We start from the raw sequence: 24,588 nt of genomic DNA, 5'->3' as shown, positions 1-24,588 counted from the left end.
CGACGCGTTCAAGCCATCGCCCGACCCCGGTGCCACGACGGCGAAGGCGCCCACCGTGGTCCACGGGGGCGCCTCGCGCGGGGTCGTACACAGGGACGTACGTGGCGGATCTCACCGCCCGATCAGCACCGCCGGATCAGCTCCGTACGGTCAGAGCAGCCCGTCCCACATCTGCTCCAGCAGCACCGACCACCAGCTCTCCGGCGACGACAGCGCCGCCGGATCGATCGTGGCGAGCTGCGCCTGGAAATCGACCGTCCAGCGGCCCGCCTGCTCCGGATTGAGACCGAAACGCAGCCGCCACATGCGGCCCAGCAGCGCCATCGAGCGAGTGAACTCCGGCAGCCCGGTGTTCACGAACTGCGGCGGGATCGTCTGACCGCCAGGACCCGTCTCGACCGACACGGCCATGATGTGCGCCGTGCCGTACTGGACACAGATCGCCCGGCCGAAGTCGCTGCCCATCACCAGATACGAGCCCGCGTCCGCCGCCGGCTGCACCTGCCGCTGCGTGGCCAGCTCGGCCAGCGTCGGCACCACCGGCTGCGGGGGCTGCGCCCAGAAGAACGGGCCGAAGTCGGCCGGCAGCCCCGCCCACACGAGCGTGCGCGCCACGGCTTCCGGTACGCCCTGCCGGGACACCGCCCGCTGGTCGAACCGGCAGATGCCCTGCGGGCCGAACGCGCCCGCCAGCTCCTGCGCGATCGCCTCCGGCGGCAGCGGCTGCGCGGGCGGCACCTGCGGCAGCGGAGCGCGTACGGGTGCCGGCCGCGCGGGACCGTCCGCGACCTGGTGCAACTCGCCCTGGTGGGTGATCAGATGCCGCATCCCCTGCTGACGGCTGGAGTGGTCCCTGCCGTACGGGGCGACGCTGGTGATCCGCACCTGCGGCCAGGTCTCGCGGATCATCCGCGCGCAGTAACCACCGGGCAGCTCGCAGGACTCCAGCTCGGTGTGGAGTTCGAGCACCTGCTGCGGCGGCACGTTCATGGCGCGCAGTTCGTGCAGGATCTGCCACTCCGGATGAGGGGTGCCGGGCGCCGAGCGGCGGATGAGCTGGGCCTCGGAGCCGTCGGGCGCGCGGTAGCGCAGCACGGCCTGGTAGCCGGGGCCGACCGTGGGCATGCCGGTGGGCTGCTGCGGATAGCCGTACGAGCCCGGAGGGGCGCCGGGAGGCGCACCGGGAGGGCCGGGCGGGCCGGGGGTTCCCGGCGGCGGACCCGGTACGGCACCGGGGCCGGCCAGCATCGTCGCCGCGTGGTGCACACCGCCGGGCGGCGGCGTACCAGGCGGACCGGGAGGACCGGGAGGACCGGGAGGACCGGGAGGTACTGGCGGGCCCGGCGGCATCCCCGGAGCACCGGGCTGACCGGGAGCGCCGGGCGGGCCCGGCGGCCGGGGGCCACCCGGAGGCGGAGACTGGCCGCCCTGACTCGAATCCGCGAACATCGTCGCCGCGTGGTGCACACCACCGGGCGGCGGCGTACCGGGCGCACCCGGCGCACCGGGAGGCCCCGGCGGCTGCGGGCCGCCCGGACCGACGTGCGGGGCGAGCTGCGTCGGCTGGTAACCACCGCCCGGAGCGCCGGGCGTACCCGGCCCTGACGGCATCGGTTCCTGCGGCCGGGCACCAGGCACGCCCGGGGGACCGGGCGGGGCGGGGACTCCGGGCACGCCCGGGGCACCGGGCGGCGGCGGAGCCGACGGCCCGCCGCCGCGCGTACCGCGCGGCTGCGCCGTCGCCTTGCTCGTCGCCGCGTCGGCGATGTCGGCGGCACCGGACCCGGCACCGGACCCGGGACCGGGCACACCCGGCCCGCCCTGGCTCGGAGGCGCCGAGCCGAGACTCGGGGCCAGCGACGTGCGCGGCAGATGGCTGCCGCCCGACATCAGCGCGGTCGGCGCCTCGGCCGCCAGACCGGGCGGCGGTGTGTCGTCGTCGTCCGCGCCCGACAGCGGCGGCGCGAAGACCGTCGCCGGAAGCCCCACCGAAACATCCTCACCGGCGGCGTTGGTGTCCGTACCGGCCCAGGGCGTCGCCCCGGCCGGAGCGGCGCCCGACGACGCGGGTCCGTGATCCCCGCTGCGATCGGCGTCGGGCCACGGCGAACTGCTGCTCTGCGACGCCGAGACCGAGGGCGCCGACGAAGACGCCCCCGCACCGGAACCCGAGCCCGCACCCGCACCCGCACCCGACGACGAAGACGCCGCCGCCGAACCCGAACCCGACCGCGCCCCCGACCCCGAAGTACCCATCCTGTCCGCCGCGTCCTGCAACCACTCCGGCGGCGTCAGCAGGAAAGACGTCTGATTCAGATCGATACGCTGCGGCGCCCGCGCCGGCTCCGGGACCTGCGCCTGCGACCCGTACTCCTCCTCGTACCGCCGGATCACCTCACCCACCGGCAGCCCCGGCCACAGCGTCGCCTCACCGCTGTCCCGCGCGATCACCAGCCGCTGGAGCCCGCCGTCCGACCTCGGACCCTCCGCCCGGTCCTCCGCCCACACCACGAACCCCAGCTCGAACTCCCGCACCCGCACCTCACGGTGCTGATACGCGGGCACGTCGCCGTTGACCCACTCGTCCGCGCGTTCCTGCGCCTGAGCGAATGTCACCATCGCGCTCATCCCTCCACCGGGACGGCGCGGGCGAAGCCGCCGTCCACCATCAGGTTCGCCACCGTGTCCAGCTCCGGCGGATTGCCCGCCAACCTCATAAGGAAGGCGTCGAAGTCCGCACCGCAGGGCAGCAACAGGCGCTCCACCCGCTCCTGCACGCTCCAGCCGTCCCGGTCGCGCGCGTCGTCGTACGCGCAGAACCACACCGAACCGGCCGACTCGCCCCGCACCTTCACCGCGAGGATGCCGCCCTGGACGAAGGCGACGCCCAGATAGTCCTTCGTCAGATGGTCCCGCAGACACTTGTTGACGTACAACAGGTCGTTGACCGCCGCCTCTTCACGCACCGTGAAGAACGGCTGGTCCACCAGCAGCCCCAACTCCGCGTCCAGCGCCGCGCCCACCGGGGCGCAGCCGCCCGCCGCCTTGAGGAACGAGCGGTACGCGCCGGGCAGCCGGTAGCCGAGGTCCTCCTCCACACCGAGCAACTGCTGCTCGGTCACCGACACCGAGCCCTTCGGCAGTCCGAAGTGCACCGGCCGCGTCTCCTGAAGAGGACGCGTCCCGCGCTTGCCGTGGTCCACCGGCGTCGTCACGAGACCGCCGTGGTGGCGCAGCAGCGCCTTGACCTCCACCGGCACCAGCAGCAGCCGGCGCGAACTCGGCGCGTGGTGCCAGGTCCAGCCGTGCGGAGTCGCCACGGCGGGGATGGTGTCCCACAGTTCGTGGCCGTCGGCGTGCAGCGCGGCGTTGGCCGACACATAGTCCGTGAGCCGCAGTTCGTCGACTCCGAAGCCCTCGGGGGGCTCGGCGATCTCGGCGGCGGCTCGCGCGTACGGCGAGAAGTCCGGGAAGCCGTTGCCGTCCACCGGCACACCCCTGGGGTGGCGGGAGGCCCGGACCGGGTCCGGGAAAAGCACGACCTGCCCGGCGTAAGCCGCATTCGGTGGCGCGGCTTGCTGCCCGAGCCGACCTGTCGTCATGGCGGATGCCCCCTGCTGGCTTCTGACTGGTTCGACACAGCCTATGCGGTGAAGCAATGGGGGACGCCGTCCTTCCGCTCCGCCGCCGGCCCCCTCCACGGCACCCGTTCGGGTGCCGGTGACAACCGGTCACCGCAGGTCACGCAGTGCCGACGCCACGCCCCCAAGCCGCCCCGGCTTCCCCATCACGTGTCACATTTGGCAGGCTGTCACCCGCAACTCGGGGGATTACGTGGGGATTGCGTAGGGAGGGACAACGCTTTGCACACAGCACAACAGGACACATCGGGAGATCCACGCCTCGGCTCACCGGACCGATCGGGTGCGGTGTCGGGGCGCCTCGCCACGGACACCGCCGGGACCGGGCACGAGCACGGACACGGGCACGAGCACGGACACGAGCACGAGCACGGGCCCACCGCGACCACGGACCGGACCGGCGAGACCTCCGGAGACCCGCGCCTGAGCTGGAGCAGCACCGAACCGAACCGCCCGCCGCCGCTGCGCCGGCGCCGCGACGGAATCCTGCCCGCCGTCGCCGCCGCGCTCTCCGTGCGTGGCGAAAATCTCACGTGCACCGCGGGCAAGGCCGACCAGCCGCCCGCCCTGCATCCCCTCGTACAGGACTTCCTGGACACCCTCACCAGCGGCCAGCGTGAACGATTCACCGGCCGCTGCCCCGAAGCCATCCTGCTGTCCCGGCATCTGACCGCCGTCGACGGCGCCCGCTCCAAACGCGCCCAGCGCAAGCCCCTCACCCACAGCGAGGCCCGCCGCTCCCTCAAGCACGGCAAACTCACCGCACGCCGTATCCGCGAGGACGGTGACCCGCTCCACGGCAGTTACGCGCCGCCCTGCCGCTCCTGTACGGCGATGCTCGCCCAGTTCGGCGTACGCCCCGTCGACCCGACGCAGAACGGCTGACCACCCCGTGCCCGACCTCACCACCACCCGCTTCCCCGTCGCCGTCGATGTGGCCCTGCGCGAGGCCGGCTGGCAGCCGGGCCGCTGGGACATGCGGCAGGCCGAGGAGTGGGCGGACACGCTGCGCGCCCACATCACCCCGGCAGGGCACGTGCACGCCGTGTTCGCGGCCGTCGTCGAGATCTGGGCGGAGTTCGGCGGACTGACCGTGACCGGGCCCGGACCGGGGCGGCAGATCGCCCCCGCGACCGTACGGTTCGACCCGCTGGCCGGCATCCATCTCGCCCGCACCCTCGGGGACCTCGGGCGCTCCCTGGACACCGAGATCAGCCCCATCGGCGAGGAAGGCGACGGCCAGGCCGTCCTCGCCGTCGACGCGACGGGGCGCGTCTACTCCATCGACCACACCGGCGACTGGTACCTCGGCCCGCACATCGACCACGCGCTCGCGGCACTGGTGACCGGAACACAGCCCCAGCGGCTCACGTCCGACTGAGCGCCGGACAGGACCTACGCGGCGTCCCGGTGCGGCAGCACCGCCGACACCCTAAAACCCCCCGCGTCCGTCTCCCCCGACACGAACACCCCGCCCAGCGCCAGCACCCGCTCACGCATCCCCACCAGCCCGTTCCCGCCGCTGGGCAGCCCGGCGTCGGCGGCACCGTACGACGGCCCGTTCTCCACCTGCATCGCTATCTCGGCCTCCCGGTGCGCGAGGCGCACCCTCACCTTCGAGCCCGCCGCGTGCTTGTGCACATTCGTCAACGCCTCCTGCACCACCCGGTACGCGGTCTGCTCCACCTCCGGCGCGTAGACCCGCGACGCCCCCTGCACCGTCAGCTCCACCACCATCCCCGCGTCCCGCGACTGGCCCACCAGCGCCTCGATGTCCTCCATACCGGGGCCGTCCTCCGCCGCCGCGGCAGCGGCAGCAGCCGCGGCCACACCCACCGAGGCCAGCGGCACCGTCGCCGTCCCCAAGACTCTGTCGCCCGCCTTACGGGCCGCCTGCTGCTCCCCCGCGCGCAGCACACCCAGCATCTCGCGCAGCTCCGTCAGCGCCTGCCGCCCCATGTCACCCACCAGCGCGGCGTTCTTCACCGCCTTCTGCGGATCCTTCAACGCCACCGCCTGCAAGGCCGCCGCGTGCACCACCATCAGACTCACCCGGTGCGCCACCACGTCGTGCATCTCGCGCGCGATCCGCGTCCGCTCCTCCGTACGAGCCCACTCCGCCCGCTGCTCGGCCCGGTCGGCGAGCAGCGACAGCTCCTGCTCCAGACTGTCCGCGCGCTCGCGCAGGCTCTCCATCAGCCGGCGCCTGGCTCCTACGTAGAGGCCGAGGAGCACGGGCGGCAACGAGATGCTCAGCGCCATGAAGACGGCGATCAGCGGGATGTACCACCGCGCGGATTCCAGATCCGCGCCGCCGACGTCCTGCCGCGTCCGTACGAAGGCGACGATGAGCGTCCCCACGAGCGACATCCCGGCGAGCGCGCCGATGATGCGGCGCGGCGCGTCGGAGGCGGCGAGCGTGTACAGCCCGACGATCCCGAGCAGCATGCCCATCTCGGCCGGTGTGACGGCGACGGAGACGAGCACGACGGCCATCGGCCACTGCCGCCGCACCAGCAGCACGGACCCGACCAACACCCCGAAAACGACCCCGAGACCCACCGGCAACTGGGCGGTGCCCGCGAACCGGATCCCCTCGAACGCGCACTCCAGGGCGGACACCGCGGCCAGCCCCACATCCAGCACGACGCTGCGCCGCCGCCTCCACCACCAGAAGCCACGGGTGGTCAAACCCGCGGCCTCCTCGTGTGCCCCCGTTGTGGTCATGCCGTCCAGCCTACGGGCGTGCGCGACTCAATTTCCGGCGAGTGCGATCAGCACGGGAACGGGCCCCGCACCAGCGGAACGGCCGTCGATCACACGATCCGGCGAACCGACCACACATTCGAGCCGGACGTCCGCATTCCGGACGATGATTTTCTGCATGACGAACTTGAACGGCAAATATGCCGACTTCGAAGGACTTCGCGAGCAGGCGGTGGCACTGCGGCGGGAGGGTCTGAGCCGCCGCCAGATCCGCGACCGGATCCAGGTCCAGAACAACGACATCCTGAACCGCCTCCTGGACGGCGAACCGGCCCCGGAATGGACGAAACGCCCGAACGCGAAGGACGACCTGCGGGCCAAGGCGCGGGAGCTGCGGCTCCAGGGCCTCACGTACGACCAGATCGAGCTGGAACTGGGATGCTCGAAAAGTTCGATCTCGTTATGGGTGCGGGATCTGCCGAAGCCGCCGAAGCGCACGCGCGAGGAGGCATCGGCGATCGCCAAGCGCGGGTGGGAGGCAACGCTTCAGCGGCGCGAACGGGAGCGCCAGGAGACGAAACGCACGGCCGCCGGGAGCATCGGCGCGATGTCCGACCGCGAGCTGTTCCTGCTGGGCGTGGGTCTGTACTGGGCTGAAGGAACGAAGGACAAGCCCTACGCCCGGCGCGAACGCGTGGCCTTCGTGAACAGCGACCCAGGAATGATCAGGATCTTCGTGGCTTGGCTGGACCTGCTCGAAGTCCCGAGACAGCAGCACAAGTACCACGTGCTGATTCACGAGAACGCGCATGTCCGAGAGGCGGAAAACTACTGGGCCGACCTCGTCCAGACAAGTGTCGAGAGCTTCGGCAGGACGACGCTCAAGAAGCACAACCCGAAGACCGTCCGCAAGAACACGGGCGAGGCTTATCGCGGCTGCCTGGTCGTCGAAGTGCAGCAGAGCGCTGATCTTTACCGTCGCGTCGAGGGGTGGTGGTGCGGCATAGTAGATGCCAGCGTTTCGAGCCGGGATCTCTCCGGCTCCTGAGGCGCGGTCCGCCGTAGTGTAATCGGCAGCACGGCATCCTTTGGAGATGTTCGGTCTAGGTTCGAGTCCTAGCGGCGGAGCTGCACAGTTGCGGAACTGCACAGTACGGGTCCTGACCTCTCCGGTCAGGACCCGCCTTCGTTTCCGTTCCGAAACCCCCCGGTATCCTGCGGATGTCCGTCACGCCAAGCATCCGAAGCCGAAGGGCAATCCCGTGAGCGCCAATCGCCCGGCCGCCGTCGTCGTCCTCGCAGCGGGTGAGGGCACCCGCATGAAGTCGAAGACCCCCAAGGTTCTGCACGAGATCTGCGGGCGTTCGCTCGTCGGTCATGTCGTCTCCGCCGCGCGGGAGCTTCGGCCGGAGCATCTCGTCGTCGTCGTCGGGCACGCGCGGGAGCTGGTCGAGGGGCATCTGGCCGTCTCGTACGACGGGGTGCGTACCGCCGTCCAGGCCGAGCGGAACGGCACCGGGCACGCCGTGCGGATGGCCGTGGAGGAGCTGGGGCAGGCCCCCGACGGGACCGTCGTCGTCGTGTGCGGCGACACCCCGCTGCTGTCCGGGGCGACGCTCGCCGCGCTCGCCGCGCGGCACGAGAAGGACGGCAACGCCGTCACCGTGCTGACCGCCGAGGTGCCGGACGCGACCGGCTACGGGCGGATCGTGCGGGACGAGGCGAGCGGTGCCGTCACCGGGATCGTGGAGCACAAGGACGCGACGGACGAGCAGCGTGCGGTGCGGGAGATCAACTCGGGGGTGTTCGCCTTCGACGGACGTCTGCTCGCGGACGCGCTCGGCAAGGTCCGTAAGGACAACAGCCAGGGCGAGGAGTATCTGACCGATGTCCTCGGCATCTTGAGGACGGCGGGGCACCGCGTCGGCGCCTCGGTGGCGGACGATCACCGCGAAATCCTGGGCATCAACGACCGTGTTCAGCTCGCCGAGGCGCGCCGGCTGCTGAACGAGCGGCTGTTGAGGCGGGCGATGGCCGCCGGTGTGACCGTGGTGGATCCCGGCTCGGTGCTGATGGATGTGACGGTGACGTACGAGCCGGACGCGATCGTGCACCCGGGCACGCAGTTGCTCGGTGCGACGCATCTGTCGGAGGGCGCCGAGGTCGGTCCCAACTCGCGTCTGACGGACACGAGGGTGGGCGTGGGCGCCCGGGTGGACAACTCGGTGGCCATCGGCGCGGAGGTGGGCGATTCGGCCTCGGTGGGCCCGTTCGCGTATCTGCGTCCGGGCACGAAGCTCGGCGTGAAGTCGAAGGCCGGGTCGTTCGTGGAGATGAAGAAGGCGACGATCGGCGACGGTTCGAAGGTGCCGCATCTGAGTTACGTGGGTGACGCGACGATCGGTGAGCAGACCAACATCGGCGCGGCGAGCGTGTTCGTGAACTACGACGGTGAGTCGAAGCACCACACGACGATCGGCTCACACTGCCGGACGGGTTCGGACAACATGTTTGTGGCGCCTGTCACTGTCGGGGACGGTGCTTACACCGCCGCGGGGTCGGTCATCACGAAGGATGTCCCGTCGGGTTCGCTGGCCGTCGCGCGGGGCCAGCAGCGGAATATCGAGGGTTGGGTGGCTCGTAAGCGACCGGGCAGCGCCGCCGCGCAGGCCGCCGCCGCCGCGGCCGAGGAGCTGGCGCTCGAAAGCTGACCGGAAACAGGCGCCTCGTGCAGCGCGTACCGTGATAGATGCTCACGTTCGGCTGGCTCGCAGGGACGCGCGGGTGCAGCGGCAATCAACACGTCTGAGGAGACTGTGCTGTGACCGGGATCAAGACGACCGGCGAGAAGAAGCTGATGCTCTTTTCCGGCCGCGCCCACCCCGAGCTGGCCGAGGCGGTCGCCCACACGCTGGGTGTCGGGATAGTGCCGACCAAGGCTTTCGATTTCGCCAACGGCGAGATCTACGTGCGCTATCAGGAGTCGGCCCGTGGCGCGGACTGTTTTCTGATCCAGAGCCACACCGCTCCGATCAATAAGTGGATCATGGAGCAGTTGATCATGATCGATGCTCTGAAGCGGGCTTCGGCCCGGAGCATCACCGTGATCGTTCCCTTCTACGGATACGCCCGGCAGGACAAGAAGCACCGTGGGCGGGAGCCGATTTCGGCCCGTCTGGTCGCGGACCTGATGAAGACGGCGGGCGCGCACCGCATTCTGACCGTGGACCTCCACACGGACCAGATCCAGGGCTTCTTCGACGGTCCGGTGGACCATCTGTTCGCGCTGCCGATCCTGGCGGACTACGTGGCGACGAAGGTCGACCGCTCGAAGCTGACGGTGGTCTCGCCGGACGCCGGCCGGGTACGGGTGGCGGACCGCTGGTGCGACCGGCTGGACGCGCCGCTGGCGATCGTGCACAAGCGCCGCGACAAGGACGTCGCCAACGAGGTGACGGTCCATGAGGTCGTGGGCAATGTCGAGGGCCGGGTCTGTGTCCTGGTGGACGACATGATCGACACGGGTGGCACGATCTGCGCCGCCGCGGACGCGCTGTTCGCGCACGGTGCCGAGGATGTCATCGTGACGGCGACGCACGGGGTGCTGTCGGGTCCGGCGGCTGACCGGCTGAAGAATTCGAAGGTGAGCGAGTTCATCTTCACGGACACCCTGCCGGATCCGGGCAATCTGGAGATGGACAAGATCACGGTGCTGTCGATCGCGCCGACGATCGCGCGCGCGGTGCGTGAGGTGTTCGAGGACGGTTCGGTGACGAGCCTCTTCGACGAGCAGGCTTAGACAGGCACAGCTCATAGGCTTTGAAGATCGATTTCTGGGGCGGCCTCCCCGCCGGGTAGACTCACGGAGTTGCTCGGCGAGGGAGGCCGCTTTCATTCGCGGCCGTCCGTTATCGACGCGCTCTTCGTAGCAGGCCGTATGTCGTGGCCGGGTGACCAGAAGTCCCGTCGTCACCAATGCGTCTACGTGTCACCTACGAGGAGTGCAGTCATGGCTGAGGTCAAGATCACCGCTGAGGTCCGGTCCGAGTTCGGCAAGGGCGCCGCCCGCCGTACCCGTCGTGAGAACAAGGTTCCCGCGGTCATCTACGGTCACGGCGCCGACCCCGTCCACGTGTCCCTGCCGGGCCACGACCTGATGATGGCGCTCAAGACCGCCAACGCCCTGCTGAGCATCGACATCGAGGGCCGCAAGGAGCTGGTGATCCCCAAGGCCGTCCAGCGTGACGCGCTCAAGGGCTTCATCAAGCACGTCGACCTGCTCGCGGTGAAGCTCGGCGAGAAGGTCACGGTCGAGGTCGCGGTGCACACCGAGGGCGAGCTGGCCCCGGGTCCGTTCCTCCTGGAGAACGTGCTGAGCACCCTGACCGTCGAGGCCGAGGCCACGCACATCCCCGAGTCCGTCACGGTCTCCGTGGAGGGCCTGGAGGCCGGTGCCTCCATCCTCGCCAAGGACGTCCCGCTGCCCGAGGGCACCACGCTGGTGACCGACGAGGACGCGGTCGTCATCCAGGTCCTGGCCGCGCAGGCGGAGGAGCCGACTGCCGAGGACGCGGCCGACGAGGCCGCCGCCGAGGCCTGAGCCCCGGCCGGATCCTGACAAACGCTTGCCCGACGGGGTGGCGGGCCGCTGCCCGCCACCCCGTTCCTTCTTACCGAGAGGAGACGCGGCGCAGATGACGACCGATGTCACCGCCCCGTGGCTGATCGTGGGCCTGGGCAATCCCGGCCCGGGTTACGCGGCCAACCGCCACAACGTGGGTTTCATGGTGGCCGATCTCCTCGCGGGCCGGATCGGCGGCTCGTTCAAGCGCGCGCAGAAGGCCCAGGCGCAGGTCTTGGAGGGCCGGGTGGGACCGATGGGTCCTGGCAGCCGGCGGGTGGTGCTGGCGAAGCCGCTGTCGTTCATGAATCTGTCCGGGGGGCCGGTCGCCGGGCTGCGGGACTTCTACAAGGTGCCGACGGCCAACATCGTGGCGATCCATGACGAGTTGGACATCGACTACGGCACGCTGCGGCTGAAGCTGGGCGGCGGCGACAACGGTCACAACGGTCTGAAGTCGATGACCAAGTCGATGGGCCCCGACTACCACCGGGTCCGGTTCGGGATCGGCCGGCCGCCGGGGCGGATGCAGGTGGCCGACTTCGTACTGAAGGACTTCTCGTCCGTGGAGCGCAAGGAGCTGGACTTCCTCGTGGACCGCGCGGCCGACGCCGTGGAGTGTCTGGTGACGGAAGGGCTGGAGCGCGCGCAGAGCGCGTACAACTCCTGACCACCCCCGACAACAACGACCAATTTTCGGCCACAAGTTGACCGACCGCGTCCGGATGCCCAAGGATCGCGGTCCATGAAGCCGAGCTCGTCCCAACGCGCCCTCTCGGTCGGCCGTCGCACCGTGATGGCGTGTGTCGCCGGGCTGTTGCTCGTCGCGGGTTTCTGGACGTCCTGGGGTACGGCGCAGCATGTGCTGCTCTCCAAAGGACGCGAGCACGGCACGTTGTCGGTCACCGAGTGCGGCGATACGGCGTGTACGGGCACGTACGACCCCGAGGGGACTCCCGGGCCGCGCGCGGGAACGCCCATAGAGCGCTCGGTGGCGGTGAAGAAGGGCCGGGAGTACGACGTGGTGCTCAAGCCCGGCACCGGCGAACTGGTCCGCGCGGGCTCGTCCGGCGCGCTGCTCGCGTGGGTGCCGCTGGGCGGTGCGCTGCTGCTGGCGGCGCCGGTGGTCGGCGGGGGGATGCGGCTGACGCGTACGGCGTGGGGTACGGCCCTGGCGGGCGCGCTGCTGCTCGCGGCGGCGTTCTTCGCCCTCTGACGTGGGCCGGGGCGCCGGACGGCGGCACCCCGGCCCCTTGACTCAGCCTGTGTTGCGCAGTCCCGCCGCCACCCCGTTGACCGTCAGCAGCAGCGCCCGCGCGAGCAGCGGGTCCGGTGCCTCCTGCCGGGCCGCCGCGGCGCGCTGGCGCGCGAGCAGCGAGACCTGGAGGTAGGAGATCGGGTCGAGGTAGGCGTCGCGGATGGCGAACGTCTGGCGCAGCACCGGGTTGGAGCCGAGCAGCTTCTCGTTGCCGGTGATCCGCAGGACTTCCTGCACGGTGAGCGCGTGCTCGGCCTCGATGGCGGTGAAGACGTGCTTCAGCTCGTCGGGCACGAGGGTGTCGACGTAGTGCCTGGCGATCCGCAGATCGGTCTTGGCGAGGGTCATCTCGACGTTGGACAGGAAGTTCTGGAAGAAGTGCCAGTGTTCGTGCATCTCGTCCAGGACCGGGTCGAGACCCGATTCGCGCAGCGCCTTGAGGCCGGAGCCGACCCCGTACCAGCCGGGGACGATCTGCCGGGACTGCGTCCAGCCGAAGACCCACGGGATGGCGCGCAGCCCGTCGAGTCCGGCGCCGGAGTCCGGGCGCCGGGAGGGGCGTGAGCCGAGGTGCAGATCGGCGAGCTGGTCGACGGGGGTCGCGGCGAAGAAGTACGCGGGCAGGTCCGGGTCCTCGACCAGCTCGCGGTACGCGTGGTGGGCCGCGTCCGACACGGTGTCCATGGCGGCGTCCCAGCGCGCCAGCGCCTCGTCGGACTGGCGGGGCGCGGTGTGCAGGGCGGATGCCTGGAGGGTGGCGGCGACGGTCAGTTCCAGGTTCTCCCTGGCGAGGGCGGGGATCAGGTACTTGTCGGAGATGACCTCACCCTGCTCGGTCACCTTGATCTCGCCCTCCAGGGTGCCCCAGGGCTGCGCGAGGATCGCGTCGTGCGAGGGGCCGCCGCCGCGGCCGACGGTGCCGCCGCGGCCGTGGAACAGCCGCAGCCGGACGCCGTAGCGGTGGGCGACGTCGCGGAGCCGGCGCTGGGCGCGGTGGATCTCCCACTGGCTGGTGGTGATGCCGCCGAACTTGGACGAGTCGGAGTAGCCGAGCATGACCTCCTGGACGTCGCCGCGCAGCGAGACGAGCCTTCGGTAGGAGGGGTCGGCCAGCATCTCGTCAAGGATGATGTCGGCGGCGCGCAGCTCGTCGGTGGTCTCCAGGAGCGGCACGATGCCGATCTTCGCCCAGCCGGAGTGCAGGTCGAGGAGTCCCGCTTCGCGGGCGAGGACGGCGGCGGCGAAGACGTCGTCGGCGCCCTGGCACATCGAGATGATGTAGGACTCGATGACTTCGGACCCGAAGCGTTCGAACGCCTGCTTGACGGTGTGGAAGACACCGAGGGTCTTCTCGCCTGCGGCGTCCAGGGGCGCGGGGGTGGGGGCGAGCGGGCGGCGCGAGCGCAGCTCCTTGGCGAGCAGCTTCTGCCGGTATTCGCGCGGCATGTCCGCGTACCGCCAGGACTCTTCGCCGAGGCGGTCGAAAAGCTGGCCGAGCGCGTGGTGGTGGGCGTCCGCGTGTTCGCGTACGTCCATGGTGGCGAGCTGGAGCCCGAACGCGGCGAGGGTGCGGATGGTGCGGTCCATGCGGCCGTCGGCGAACAGTCCGCCGCGGTGGGCGCGCAGGGAGGTCTGGATGAGGGTGAGGTCTTCCAGCAGTTGCGCGGTGCCGAGGTAGTCGCGGCCCGCGTTGTGCGGGGTGCCCTTGGCGAGGCGTTCGCGGGTGTTGACGAGCTTCTGCCGGATGCAGGTGGCCTTGAGGCGGTACGGCTCCTCGGCGTTGAGGCGCTTGTAGCGGGGGCTGATCTCGGGGAGCCGGTCCAGGTCGGTGGCGAGCGAGTCCAGGAGTTCCTGGGTGGCGCCGGCGTACCGGATGGAGTTGGAGAGCTGGCCGCGCAGTTGGTCGATGAGTTCGAGCGCGTCGGTGATGCCGTGTTCGTGCTGGAGGATCAGCACTTCCCAGGTGACGGCGGGGGTGACGTTCGGGTTGCCGTCGCGGTCGCCGCCGATCCAGGTGCCGAAGCTGAGGGGGCGGGTGCCGGGGGGCAGTTCGACGCCGACGCGTTCGAGTTCGGCGACGAGGTCTTCGAGGACGTCGCCGACTGCTTCGGCGTGCAGCTCGTCCAGGTAGTAGATGGCGTTGCGGGCCTCGTCGGCGGGCTCGGGCCGTACGACACGCAGCTCGTCGGTCTGCCAGATGAGGTCGATGGACTCGGCGAGCCGCAGGTCGTGGCGGCGCCGGTCGGCGGCGATGACGGGCAGTTCGAGGAGTTCGGCGATGCGGCGGAGCTTGTTCAGTACGGAGCGGCGCGCGGCTTCGGTGGGGTGGGCGGTGAAGACGGGGCGGACGCTGAGGTTCTTGACCGTGGCGCGCAGATGGTCGGGGTCGGCGTCCTTGAGGCGGTCGGCGGTACGGGCGAGGAGCCCGCCCTCGGCCTCCCGGCGCGCGCGCATCTCGCGGCCCCGGTGGACCTGCTCGGTGACGTTGGCGAGGTGGAAGTAGGTGGAGAAGGCGCGGACGAGCTTCGCGGCGGTCTCCAGGTCGGTGTCGCCGAGCAGCGCGGCGGCTGCCTCGCCGTCCTCGCGGGTGAGGGCCCGGACACGCTCGACGAGATCGAGGAGTTCGGGGCCCTCCTGGCGTACGAGGGTTTCGCCCAGGAGGTCGCCGAGCCGGCGGATGTCGGAGCGCAGCTCGACGTTGGCGGTCGAGGTGCCCTCGGCGGTCGGGGTCTGGTCGGCACTGCTCACAGGTGCGGCTCCTTGCAGTGTTTGAGCACGTCGGGAGGAGAAGGTTCTGGAGAGATTGTTCGACCGGACCGCGCTGTCCGACGTCACAAGGATAGGTGTCCTTCGCGCGCCGTTATCCACAGGCCCCTTGTCGCGTGCCTCTTCGCTGCCATACTTACGTTGCCGTAGGTTACGCGCCCGTAGACGGGCGGAATGCCGCATTCCACACCTCCAGGGGACACACCCATGTCGACAAGCCCTGACGTTCTCGGCGACTCCTCACAGGCCCAGCCTGCGCCGGACGGTTCCTCCCTTCCCTCTGCCTCCGCAGATCCTTCAGCTCCTTCCGCCACGCTCGGCGGCGAGAGCAAGCGTTCACTCGAGCAGATCACGCTGCTCCTGTTCATCGTCGTGCCTTTCATCGCCCTGCTCGGCGCCGTTCCGCTGGTCTGGGGCTGGGGGGTGAGCTGGCTCGATCTGGGGCTGCTCGTGGCGATGTATTTCATCGGCTGCCATGGCATCACGGTCGGCTTCCACCGGTATTTCACGCACGGCTCGTTCAAGGCGCGGCGCCCGCTGCGGATCGCGCTGGCCGTGGCGGGGTCGATGGCCGTGGAGGGTCCGGTGGTCCGCTGGGTCGCCGATCACCGTAAGCACCACAAGTTCTCGGACGCGGAGGGTGACCCGCACTCGCCCTGGCGGTTCGGCGAGACGCTGCCCGCGCTGATGAAGGGCCTGTGGTGGGCGCACATCGGCTGGCTGTTCGACGAGGAGCAGACGCCGCAGCACAAGTACGCGCCGGATCTGATCAAGGATCCGGCGATCCGGCGGGTCTCGCGGCAGTTCCTGCTGTGGGCGTTCGTGTCGCTGGCGATCCCGCCGCTGGTGGGCGGGCTGGTGACGATGTCGTGGTGGGGCGCGTTCACGGCGTTCTTCTGGGGCTCGCTGGTGCGGGTGGCGCTGCTGCACCACGTGACGTGGTCGATCAACTCGATCTGTCACGCGGTGGGCAAGCGGCCGTTCAAGTCGCGTGACCGGTCAGGCAATGTGTGGTGGCTGGCGGTCTTGTCCTGTGGCGAGTCATGGCACAACCTGCACCATGCGGACCCGACGAGCGCACGGCACGGTGTGCTGCGAGGTCAGATCGACTCCAGCGCCCGGCTGATCCGGTGGTTCGAGGCGTTCGGCTGGGTGCACAGCGTGCGCTGGCCCGACGCCGGACGGCTGGACGCCCGGCGGAAAATTGACCATCCCAACGCGGCATGATTGGCAACGTGGCGATCGACGGCGGTAAGAGCGACACCGACAAGAGCCGGACCCCGAGCGCGCCGACCCGGCGCTCCCGCCGGGTGCGGATGACCGGCAAGGAGCGTCGCGAGCAACTGCTGGACATCGGCCGCACCCTGTTCGCCGAGAAGGGCTACGAGGGCACGTCGGTGGAGGAGATCGCCTCGAAGGCGGGCGTCTCCAAGCCGGTGGTGTACGAGCACTTCGGCGGCAAGGAGGGGCTGTACGCGGTCGTGGTCGACCGGGAGATGCGCCAACTGCTGGACATGGTGACGAGTTCTCTTACGGCGGGCCATCCGCGTGAGCTGTGCGAGCAGGCGGCGTTCGCGCTCCTCGACTACATCGAGGAGTACACGGACGGTTTCCGTATCCTGGTCCGCGATTCGCCGGTGGCGCAGTCGACCGGCACGTTCGCCTCGCTGATCAGCGACATCGCCACGCAGGTCGAGGACATCCTCGGCATGGAGTTCAAGGCCCGTGGCTTCGACCCGAAGCTGGCCCCGCTGTACGCGCACGCGCTGGTGGGCATGGTGGCGCTGACGGGCCAGTGGTGGGTGGACACCCGCCGCCCGAAGAAGAACGAGGTGGCGGCGCATCTGGTGAATCTGGCGTGGCACGGGCTGGGCAATCTGGAGGCGAAGCCACGACTCATAGGACACCGCAAGGTGTGAGCGCAAGCCGGGCCGGGCCCGTAGTCACTCTTTGTGATGACGAAATCGGATTCTGGCCGCTACGGTGTGATGAGAGGCCCAGAATTCCGTCCATGGGAGGAATCATGACCGCCGAGCCCGTCAAGGCCGAGCATCGCTGGCCGGTGCCCCCGCAGGACGGCTACACCGTGGACGATCTGTTCACGCTGCCCGATCTCCCGCCTCACACAGAGTTGATCGACGGGAGCCTTGTTTTCGTGAGTCCGCAGAGGCGTTTCCACGCCAAGATGATCAGCCTTCTGGAGAACGGCCTGCTCAGTACTGTTCCGGAGGAAATGAAGGTCGAGCGCGAGATGACCGTGCTGCTCGACAGCCGCAACGGCCCAGAGCCGGACATCTCGGTCGTCCGCGCGGAAGCGGTCACCAATCTTGAACAGACCCGTTTCCAGGCCGCCGATGTCCTGCTGGCCGTCGAGGTGGTCTCGCCGGATTCCGAGGTCCGCGACCGGGACGCCAAACCGCGAAAGTACGCGGCTGCCGGCATCCCGTACTTCTGGTTGGTGGACATCGCAGGCTCCGACCAGCACCCCGTCGTACGGGTCTATGAACTGGACCCGGTGTCCAAGACGTACGCGCTCTCGGGTATCCACCACGAGCGGCTGAAGACGGCCGTTCCCTTCACCATCGACATGGACATCACGCTGGACGCGCTGAAGAGGCGCTGAGACCCCTCCAGGTTCTGGTCCCACCACCGGGGCGCCACGTTTCTCGTGGCGCCCCGGTGTTCTGGTGTCGGGCCGTTCAAGCCACCGGTTCCAGGAACTCCAGCCGGTTGCCCACCGGGTCGTCGCAGTAGAAGCGGCGGTGGCCCGGGAGGGTGTCGTCCCAGGTCACCGGGGCGCCCAGGCTCTCCAGGCGGGACGCGAACGCGTCGATGCCGGTGACCCGCAGGCCCGGGTGGGCCTTTCTCGCCGGGCGGAAGTCCGGCTCGATGCCCAGGTGGAGCTGGACCTGGCCCCTCTGGAACCAGCAGCCGCCGCGTACCGCCAGAGCCGGTGGTTTGGGGATCTCCGTCATGCCCAGGACGTCCGCGTAGAACGTACGCAGCGCGTCCTCCGAGCCCGCCGGGGCGGCGAGTTGGACATGGTCGACGGCCGCGATCATCAGTCCCGCCTCCTCGCCACGGCGAAGATCCGGCGGAACGGGAACACCGTGCCGTGCGGGCCGGGTGGATACGCCTTGCGCAGCAGGTCGCCGTACTGGGCGAGGAATTCCGCCGCCGCCCGTGGGTCGTCGGCCAGTTCGGTGAGGACGGGCCGCAGGGCCGTGCCCTTGACCCAGTCGAGCACCGGGTCCTCGCCGGAGAGCACTTGGAGATACGTGGTCTCCCAGGCGTCCGCCGTGCAGTTGAGGTCGGTGAGGCGCAGCAGATAGTCCGCCGGGTCCAGGATGTGGACGAAGCGCCGGCCGTGGCTGTCGAGGCGGCGGCTCCAGCGCGGGGTCTCGCACAGTTCGCCGAGGAGCGCGTGGCTGGGGGCGGTGAAGTTGCCGGGGACCTGGAAGGCCAGCGTGCCGCCGGGGGTCAGGCCGTCGATCCAGCGCGGGAAGGATTCGGCGTGGCCCGGGACCCACTGGAGCGCGGCGTTGGACACGATCAGGTCGTACGGCTCGTCGGGGGTCCAGTGCGTGGCGTCGGCGGGCCGGAAGTCCAGTCGGCCGCCGCCGGGCGTGGGGCCCGCGTACTGTTTCTGGGCCTGTTCCAGCATCTCGGCGGAGAGGTCGAAGCCGGTGATGTGGGCGGTGGGCCACCGTTCGGCGAGGAGCGCCGTGACGTTGCCGGGGCCGCAGCCGATGTCGGCTATGCGGGCGGGGCGGTTCCTGTTGGGCAGCTCGGGTATCCGGCTGAGCAGATCCAGGAACGGGCGGGTGCGGTGCGCGGAGTGGTGGAGATACTGCTGCGGGTCCCAGGTCGGTGCGGGTGCGGACGTCGGTGCGGGTGCGGGTACGGATGTCAGTGCGGACGTCGGTGCGGATGTGGGTGTCGCGGCCGTGGTGGTCGCCGGAGTCGCTGCCGAATGCATGTACGAAGCCCCCTCGGGATACGGAGCGGACGAGCGGATTCCCGTCCGCGCCCGACCATGCCCAAGCCTGCCTCCAAGTATATCTTGACGTCAAGAGACTTCATGTCGACAGACCATCTACACTGATCGCCATGGAGGACGAGGTCGACCGTCTGGTCGCAGCATGGCGCCGGGAGCGGCCGGACCTCGACGTGGAACCACTCGAAGTACTGAGCCGCGTCAGCAGGCTCGCGCGCCATCTCGACCGGGCCCGGCGGCTCGCGTTCTCCGAGCACAACCTGGAGCCGTGGGAGTTCGACGTCCTGACCTCGCTGCGGCGGGCCGGCGCGCCGTACCAGCTCTCCCCCGGTCAGTTGCTGACCCAGACCCTGGTCACGTCCGGCACGATGACCAACCGCATCGACCGGCTGGCGAAGAAGGACCTGGTCGAGCGGCTGCCCGACCCCAGCGACCGGCGCGGGGTCCTCGTACGGCTCACCCCCGAAGGGCGCGACCGCGCGGACCAGGCGCTGGCCGGGCTGCTCGCCCAGGAGCGCGCGATCCTCGCGGAGCTGTCGCGCGGGCAGCGCGCGGAACTGGCCGCGCTGCTGCGCCAGTTGACCGCGCCGTTCGACAACGTCCCCGGCCCCGGCTGACGCCCGTCCGGTGCGGTGACCGGAAGGGTTCGCCGGGTCCGTCGGCGGGCCGGTTCGTCCTCAATCGCCGGACGGGCTGGTTTTGGTTCCGGCCGTTGGTCGGGTGTCCTCAATCGCCGGACGGGCTGGTTCGGTAGCCCCTACCCCACCCGCACCGTGTCCGTGTCGCCCAGGTCCGCCGGGCCCACTCCCGCGCGGCGGGCCAGTGCAACCGCCGCCAGGGTCGAGTGGACGCCGAGCTTCCCGAGCACGTTCTGCATATGCGTACGGACCGTGTGCGGGGACAGGAACAGCCGCTCGGCCACCGCCTTGCGCCCCAGGCCCGCCACCATGCAGCGCAGCACCTCCAGCTCGCGCGGTGTCAGTGAGTCGACCAGCCGCTCGCTGTCCGTGCGGTGCTTGCGCTCGGCGGTCAGCTCCCGCAGGACGTTCGTCAGCAGCGCCGGCGGCAGATGCGTCTCGTCGCGCAGGACGCCCCTGATCACCGCCAGCAGCCGTTGCAGCGAGCAGTCCTTGGCGACCCAGCCGGACGCGCCCGCCTGGAGCGCGAGGGCCGCGCGGCTCGGGTCGTCCTTCTCCGCGAGGACCACGCAGCGCACGGACGGCTGTCCCGAACGGACGCCCGCGACCAGCGAGATGCCGTCGACCAGGCCGAGACCGGCCTCGCCGCTGTCGGGTACGGCGCGGGCCACCGGGCCGTAGCCCGGACCCGCCACGTTCCCCAGGTCGGCGTCGACCAGCAGCACGTCGTAACCGCGCCCTTCGGTCGCCGCCCGTTCGAGACAGCGCAGCGCGGCGGGACCGCTGCCGGCGGCGGTGACGTCCACGTCGGGCTCCGCCGCGAGGGCGGCTGCCAGCGACTCGGCGAATATGCGGTGGTCGTCCACCACGAGAACCCTGATACGGACCAATTGACACCCCCAGATGTCGGGGCGCGGACGACACGGGTACGGCGCCCGGCGGGGTGGATTTCACGTCGCGCGGACACTGTGCCGCCACGGCCGCCGCCGTGCGGCTGCCCACCCACCCCGGGCGTCGTACCCGACTGTCTCGCATCCCTGATCAGCACCGGCCCCCACCGGCGCTGTGCATCAGCGTACGGGCGGGGGCCCGCAGCGGAAGACTATTTACAGAACTGATCGGCGGCCCGTGGTTAGTGTGGGCTGCATGTTTCGTATCGAGACAGAAGTCGACAAGGAACGACACGCGTTGCTCGGTGAGCGGATGCGGGCGACCAACAACGCCCGTTCGCCGGCCCTGCGGGAGCTGCGGGCGTCGGCGTACGACGAGGAAGTACCGCTGCACCTATGGCTGATGGACGAGTCGACGGGCGCGCTCGCCGGTGGTCTCGCGGCCCACGTGTGGGCACGCTGGCTCCATGTCGATCTGCTGTGGATCGACGAGACGCACCGGGGCACGGGCCTCGGCACGCGCCTTCTGAACGAGGCGGAGGACCTGGCCCGCGCCCGGGGCTGTACGCACGCGCGCCTGGAGACCTGGGACTTCCAGGCCCCGGTGTTCTACCGAAGGCAGGGTTACGACCTGGCGGGTCATGTCCCCGACTATCCGCCGGGCATCACGGAGTTCCTGTTCATCAAGCGCCTGACCTGAACAACCCCGCAGGGCACTCAGCCCACCCGGTGCGCCCCCCGCGACGGGACCGCCGGGAAGACGCGCGGCGCGGTGTGGCCGGCCGTCGCGAACGCCTCCAGGACCGCCTTCGTCACCGTGTCCGCGTCGGCCGTCTCGACCAGGACGATCGCCGAGCCGCCGAAGCCGCCGCCCGTCATCCGCGCGCCGAGCGCGCCCGCCGCCACCGCCGACGAGACCACGAGGTCCAGCTCGGCGCAGGAGACGCGCAGGTCGTCGCGGAGCGAGACATGGCCCTCGACCAGCACCGGGCCGACCGCGCGGACGTCGCCCGCGTCGAGGAGGCCGATGACCCGCTCCACGCGGTGGTTGTCGCTGACGACATGGCGGACATAGCGCCGTACGTGCTCCTCCTCGCCCGCGAGCCGTTCCAGGGCGGCGGGCAGATGCGCGTACGGAACTTCACGCAGCGTGCGCGCGCCGAGCGCCCGCGCGCCAGCCTCGCAACCGGCGCGCCGCTGCGCGTACGCGCCGTCGCCCAGGGCGTGCTTCACCCGGGTGTCGACCACCAGCAGTTGGAGCCCGACGGCGGCCAGGTCGAAGGGGACCTGGCGCTGCGAGAGGTCGCGGGTGTCGAGGTACAGCGCGTGCCCGTCGGTGCAGCAGGCGGAGGCCATCTGGTCCATGACACCGCAGGGGACGCCGACGAACACGTTCTCGGCGCGCTGCGCGAGGACCGCCAACCCGGCTCCGGACAGGCCGAGTTCGTACAGCTCGTTGAGCGCGAGCGCGGTCACGACCTCCAGCGCCGCCGACGAGGAGAGTCCCGCGCCGGTCGGCACGGTCGAGGTGAGGTGGATGTCCGCGCCGCCCACCGCGTGGCCCGCGTCGCGCAGCGCCCAGACGACGCCCGCCGGATACGCGGCCCAGCCGGTGTCGGAGAGCGGCACCAGTTCGTCGGCGGCCAGTTGGACCACTCCGCCGGGGGCGTCGGCGGAGTGCACCCGCAGGACGCCGTCCGTGCGCCGCGACACCGCCGCGACGGCGGTGTGCGGCAGCGCGAGCGGCATCACGAAGCCGTCGTTGAAGTCGGTGTACTCACCGATGAGGTTCACCCTGCCGGGCGCGGCCCACACCCCCTCGGGCGCCGTGCCGTACAACTCCTCGAACTGCGCGCTGACGCTCACCCGCCGGCTCACCCGCTGATCTCCTCTCGACGTGCGAACGCCCACGCGTCCGCGACGATGCCCGCCAGGTCGGCACGGCTCGGCGTCCAGCCCAGTCGGTCGTGCGCCGTGGTGTCCGAGGCGACCAGGACCGCGGGGTCGCCGGCGCGGCGCGCGGCCATGACTTCCGGCACCGGGTGCCCGGTGACCGTACGGACGGTCTCGATGACCTCGCGGACGGAGAACCCGCTGCCGTTGCCGAGGTTGCAGATCAGGTGTTCCCCGGTGCCGACTGCCGTCAGGGCGAGCAGATGGGCGTCGGCGAGGTCGGCGACATGGATGTAGTCGCGTACGCACGTGCCGTCCGGGGTCGGGTAGTCGTCGCCGTAGACGGAGATCGACTCCCGCGCGCCGAGGGCGACTTGGAGCACGAGCGGGATCAGATGCGACTCCGGCTCGTGCCGCTCGCCGTAACTCCCGTACGCACCCGCGACGTTGAAGTAGCGCAGGGAGACCGCCGCGAGACCGTGGGCCACGCACTCGCCGCCGATCATATGGTCGACGGCGAGCTTGGTCGCGCCGTACGGGCTGGTCGGCGCGGTCTCGTCGGTCTCGGTGATCGGGATGGAGACGGGCTCGCCGTACGTCGCCGCCGTCGAGGAGAAGACGAGCTTGCGTACGCCCGCCGAGCGCATCGCCGCCAGCAGCGCCATCGATCCGCCGACGTTGTTCTCCCAGTACTTCTCGGGCTTGGCGACGGACTCGCCGACCTGGGAGGACGCGGCGAAGTGCAGGACCGCGTCGTAGGACGGGTCGAGCCACTTGGCCGCGTCATGGACCCGGCCCTCGATGAATTCCGCGCCCGCCGGGACCGCTTCCCTGAAGCCGGTGGACAGGTCGTCCAGGACGGTCACCTTGTGCCCGGCCGCCAGCAGATGCGCCGCGACCACGCTGCCGACGTATCCCGCGCCGCCCGTAACCAGATATGTGCCACTCACGCGCTCGCTACCTCTCGCAGTCTCTCGGCCGCGGTCTCCGGCGGTACGTCGTTGATGAAGACGTTCATTCCGGACTCGGATCCCGCGAGGAACTTCAACTTGCCCGACGTCCGGCGGATGGTGAAAAGTTCCAGGTGGAGCGCGAAGTCATCCCGTCCGGGGGCGCGGAACGGCGCCTGGTGCCAGGCGGAGATGTACGGCGTCGGCGGCTCGCCCGCGCCGAAGATCCGGTCGAAGCGCCGCAGCAGCTCCAGATAGACGGCGGGGAATTCGGCGCGCGCCGCGTCGTCGAGTCCGCGCAGGTCCGGCACCCGGCGCAGCGGGTACAGGTGCACCTCGTACGGCCAGTGTGCCGCGTACGGCACGAACGCCACCCAGTGCTCGCCCTCCAGGACGACCCGGCCGGCGCCGCGTTCGCGCTCCACGACCTGGTCGAAGAGGTTGTCCCCGGTGGCCGCGCGGTGTTCGGCGACCGAGCGCGACATCCGTTCGGTGCGGGGGGTGACGAAGGGGTAGGCGTAGATCTGCCCGTGCGGATGGCCGAGTGTCACGCCGATCTCGGCGCCCCGGTTCTCGAAGCAGAACACCTGCTCCACCTGCGGGAGTTCGGCGAGTTCGGCGGTGCGGTCGGTCCATACGTCGAGGACGAGGGCGGCCTGGTCCTCGGTGAGGTCCGCGAAGGAGGCGTCGTGGTCGGAGGTGAAGCAGACGACCTCGCAGCGGCCGGAGTCACCGGCGAGGGAGGGGAAGCGGTTCTCGAAGACGACGACGTCGTAGTCGCTGTCGGGGATCTCGCTGAGCCGGCCCGCAGCGATGTCGGTGGGGCACAGCGGGCACTCGCCGGCCGGCGGATGGTAGGTGCGGCCCTGGCGGTGCGAGGCGACGGCGACCGAGTCGCCGAGGAGCGGGTCGCGGCGGATCCGGGCGGTGGTGGAGATCGGTTCGAGGGGCCGCCGGTCCACGGCGTCGCGTACGGCGTCGTCGCGGGAGTCGTAGTAGATCAGCTCCCGGTCGTCGGCGAGCGCCGTCACCGTCTTCTTCATCGCTTCTTCCTCCGGCCACACCCGAGCCCAAGCCCGAGCCCACACCCAAACAGAACCGAACATAATTAACCACGAGCCAACAGTTACGTCAACGATGTGGCCCACGACACTCGATCACGATCGAACAAAGAACACCATCAAAAGTGTTCAGTTTCGGTAATGACAGGCGTAGGTTCCGGCAGGAG

General features: G+C 70.3%; 23 protein-coding genes and 1 tRNA gene. 14 read left to right on the top strand and 10 right to left on the bottom strand.

The features are described 5' to 3' along the window. Window positions 1-150 precede the first annotated feature (150 nt). A complete protein-coding gene (locus OG329_RS26120; protein WP_405798546.1) occupies window positions 151-2,619 on the bottom strand; it encodes an SUKH-4 family immunity protein in 2,469 nt (822 codons plus the stop codon). Window positions 2,620-2,624: 5 nt separating this feature from the next. Then, window positions 2,625-3,602, bottom strand: coding sequence for an SMI1/KNR4 family protein (locus OG329_RS26115; RefSeq protein ID WP_405798544.1), 978 nt, complete (start codon window positions 3,600-3,602; stop codon window positions 2,625-2,627). Window positions 3,603-4,064: 462 nt separating this feature from the next. Here OG329_RS26115 and OG329_RS26110 point away from each other — a divergent pair, with 462 nt between their 5' ends. Together OG329_RS26110 and OG329_RS26105 are read left to right on the top strand one after the other, a co-directional pair. Further along, complete coding sequence (locus tag OG329_RS26110; RefSeq protein WP_405802015.1) at window positions 4,065-4,526, top strand: YwqJ-related putative deaminase; 462 nt, start codon at window positions 4,065-4,067, stop codon at window positions 4,524-4,526. A 7-nt stretch (window positions 4,527-4,533) separates the two neighbouring features. After that, the gene (locus tag OG329_RS26105) at window positions 4,534-5,022 is read left to right on the top strand and encodes an SUKH-3 domain-containing protein (protein WP_405798542.1); all 489 of its coding nucleotides are present in this window, start codon (window positions 4,534-4,536) and stop codon (window positions 5,020-5,022) included. 14 nt (window positions 5,023-5,036) lie between these two features. Here the strand turns inward: OG329_RS26105 and OG329_RS26100 are convergent, their stop codons facing one another. Continuing rightward, complete coding sequence (locus OG329_RS26100; RefSeq protein ID WP_405798541.1) at window positions 5,037-6,368, bottom strand: sensor histidine kinase; 1,332 nt, start codon at window positions 6,366-6,368, stop codon at window positions 5,037-5,039. 157 nt (window positions 6,369-6,525) lie between these two features. Between OG329_RS26100 and OG329_RS26095 the strand changes: the two genes are divergently transcribed. From OG329_RS26095 to OG329_RS26065, 7 genes are all read left to right on the top strand, one after another. Further along, entirely contained in the window at window positions 6,526-7,395 is an 870-nt protein-coding gene (locus tag OG329_RS26095; RefSeq protein WP_405798539.1) for a hypothetical protein, read from the top strand. 7 nt (window positions 7,396-7,402) lie between these two features. Next, a tRNA-Gln gene (locus tag OG329_RS26090) sits at window positions 7,403-7,475 on the top strand. Window positions 7,476-7,609: 134 nt separating this feature from the next. Beyond that, on the top strand, window positions 7,610-9,058 hold the full coding sequence (glmU, locus tag OG329_RS26085; RefSeq protein ID WP_405798537.1) for a bifunctional UDP-N-acetylglucosamine diphosphorylase/glucosamine-1-phosphate N-acetyltransferase GlmU: 1,449 nt from the start codon (window positions 7,610-7,612) through the stop codon (window positions 9,056-9,058). Window positions 9,059-9,168: 110 nt separating this feature from the next. After that, window positions 9,169-10,146 (top strand): ribose-phosphate diphosphokinase, encoded by a 978-nt coding sequence (locus OG329_RS26080; protein ID WP_405798535.1) that lies wholly within the window; start codon window positions 9,169-9,171, stop codon window positions 10,144-10,146. Between the two features lie 210 nt (window positions 10,147-10,356). Further along, the gene (locus OG329_RS26075) at window positions 10,357-10,947 is read left to right on the top strand and encodes a 50S ribosomal protein L25/general stress protein Ctc (RefSeq protein WP_405798534.1); all 591 of its coding nucleotides are present in this window, start codon (window positions 10,357-10,359) and stop codon (window positions 10,945-10,947) included. A gap of 94 nt (window positions 10,948-11,041) precedes the next feature. Further along, window positions 11,042-11,638: an aminoacyl-tRNA hydrolase gene (gene pth, locus OG329_RS26070; protein ID WP_078076916.1), complete on the top strand. Its 597-nt coding sequence runs from the start codon at window positions 11,042-11,044 to the stop codon at window positions 11,636-11,638. Between the two features lie 75 nt (window positions 11,639-11,713). Next, the gene (locus OG329_RS26065; RefSeq protein ID WP_405798532.1) at window positions 11,714-12,184 is read left to right on the top strand and encodes a hypothetical protein; all 471 of its coding nucleotides are present in this window, start codon (window positions 11,714-11,716) and stop codon (window positions 12,182-12,184) included. A gap of 42 nt (window positions 12,185-12,226) precedes the next feature. On the opposite strand, the gene ppc is transcribed toward OG329_RS26065, so the two are convergent. Further along, window positions 12,227-14,974: a phosphoenolpyruvate carboxylase gene (gene ppc, locus OG329_RS26060; protein ID WP_405798530.1), complete on the bottom strand. Its 2,748-nt coding sequence runs from the start codon at window positions 14,972-14,974 to the stop codon at window positions 12,227-12,229. A 225-nt stretch (window positions 14,975-15,199) separates the two neighbouring features. Between ppc and OG329_RS26055 the strand changes: the two genes are divergently transcribed. The 3 genes from OG329_RS26055 to OG329_RS26045 all read left to right on the top strand — a co-directional run bounded on the left by OG329_RS26055 (window position 15,200) and on the right by OG329_RS26045 (window position 17,615). Next, window positions 15,200-16,219, top strand: coding sequence for an acyl-CoA desaturase (locus OG329_RS26055; protein ID WP_405798529.1), 1,020 nt, complete (start codon window positions 15,200-15,202; stop codon window positions 16,217-16,219). Next, on the top strand, window positions 16,216-16,911 hold the full coding sequence (locus tag OG329_RS26050) for a TetR family transcriptional regulator (RefSeq protein WP_405798527.1): 696 nt from the start codon (window positions 16,216-16,218) through the stop codon (window positions 16,909-16,911). The genes OG329_RS26055 and OG329_RS26050 overlap by 4 nt, the downstream gene beginning before the upstream one ends. Before the next feature lie 104 nt (window positions 16,912-17,015). After that, the gene (locus OG329_RS26045) at window positions 17,016-17,615 is read left to right on the top strand and encodes a Uma2 family endonuclease (protein ID WP_405802014.1); all 600 of its coding nucleotides are present in this window, start codon (window positions 17,016-17,018) and stop codon (window positions 17,613-17,615) included. A gap of 76 nt (window positions 17,616-17,691) precedes the next feature. Here the strand turns inward: OG329_RS26045 and OG329_RS26040 are convergent, their stop codons facing one another. Both OG329_RS26040 and OG329_RS26035 read right to left on the bottom strand, forming a co-directional pair. Next, on the bottom strand, window positions 17,692-18,054 hold the full coding sequence (locus OG329_RS26040; RefSeq protein WP_405798525.1) for a VOC family protein: 363 nt from the start codon (window positions 18,052-18,054) through the stop codon (window positions 17,692-17,694). After that, a complete protein-coding gene (locus OG329_RS26035) occupies window positions 18,054-18,971 on the bottom strand; it encodes a trans-aconitate 2-methyltransferase (protein ID WP_405798523.1) in 918 nt (305 codons plus the stop codon). The genes OG329_RS26040 and OG329_RS26035 overlap by 1 nt, the downstream gene beginning before the upstream one ends. 131 nt (window positions 18,972-19,102) lie before the next feature. Here OG329_RS26035 and tamR point away from each other — a divergent pair, with 131 nt between their 5' ends. Continuing rightward, entirely contained in the window at window positions 19,103-19,606 is a 504-nt protein-coding gene (tamR, locus tag OG329_RS26030) for a MarR family transcriptional regulator TamR (protein WP_405798522.1), read from the top strand. Window positions 19,607-19,746: 140 nt separating this feature from the next. Here tamR and OG329_RS26025 read toward each other — a convergent pair whose 3' ends face one another. After that, window positions 19,747-20,517: a LuxR C-terminal-related transcriptional regulator gene (locus OG329_RS26025; RefSeq protein ID WP_405798521.1), complete on the bottom strand. Its 771-nt coding sequence runs from the start codon at window positions 20,515-20,517 to the stop codon at window positions 19,747-19,749. A gap of 256 nt (window positions 20,518-20,773) precedes the next feature. Between OG329_RS26025 and OG329_RS26020 the strand changes: the two genes are divergently transcribed. Next, a complete protein-coding gene (locus OG329_RS26020; protein ID WP_405798519.1) occupies window positions 20,774-21,217 on the top strand; it encodes a GNAT family N-acetyltransferase in 444 nt (147 codons plus the stop codon). 17 nt (window positions 21,218-21,234) lie between these two features. On the opposite strand, the gene galK is transcribed toward OG329_RS26020, so the two are convergent. The 3 genes from galK to galT are packed head-to-tail and all read right to left on the bottom strand — an operon-like array spanning window position 21,235 to window position 24,403. Then, window positions 21,235-22,395 (bottom strand): galactokinase, encoded by a 1,161-nt coding sequence (galK, locus tag OG329_RS26015; RefSeq protein ID WP_405798518.1) that lies wholly within the window; start codon window positions 22,393-22,395, stop codon window positions 21,235-21,237. Then, window positions 22,392-23,360, bottom strand: coding sequence for a UDP-glucose 4-epimerase GalE (galE, locus tag OG329_RS26010; protein ID WP_405798516.1), 969 nt, complete (start codon window positions 23,358-23,360; stop codon window positions 22,392-22,394). The genes galK and galE overlap by 4 nt, the downstream gene beginning before the upstream one ends. Beyond that, window positions 23,357-24,403 (bottom strand): galactose-1-phosphate uridylyltransferase, encoded by a 1,047-nt coding sequence (gene galT / locus OG329_RS26005; protein WP_405798515.1) that lies wholly within the window; start codon window positions 24,401-24,403, stop codon window positions 23,357-23,359. The genes galE and galT overlap by 4 nt, the downstream gene beginning before the upstream one ends. Window positions 24,404-24,588: the final 185 nt, after the last annotated feature.

Origin of the sequence: Streptomyces sp. NBC_01506 (assembly GCF_045040295.1) — a bacterium.
Taxonomy (GTDB): Bacteria; Actinomycetota; Actinomycetes; order Streptomycetales; family Streptomycetaceae; genus Streptomyces.
The sequence above is the reverse complement of the archived record's forward strand: the minus strand, read 5'-3'. Positions and strand labels throughout refer to the sequence as shown.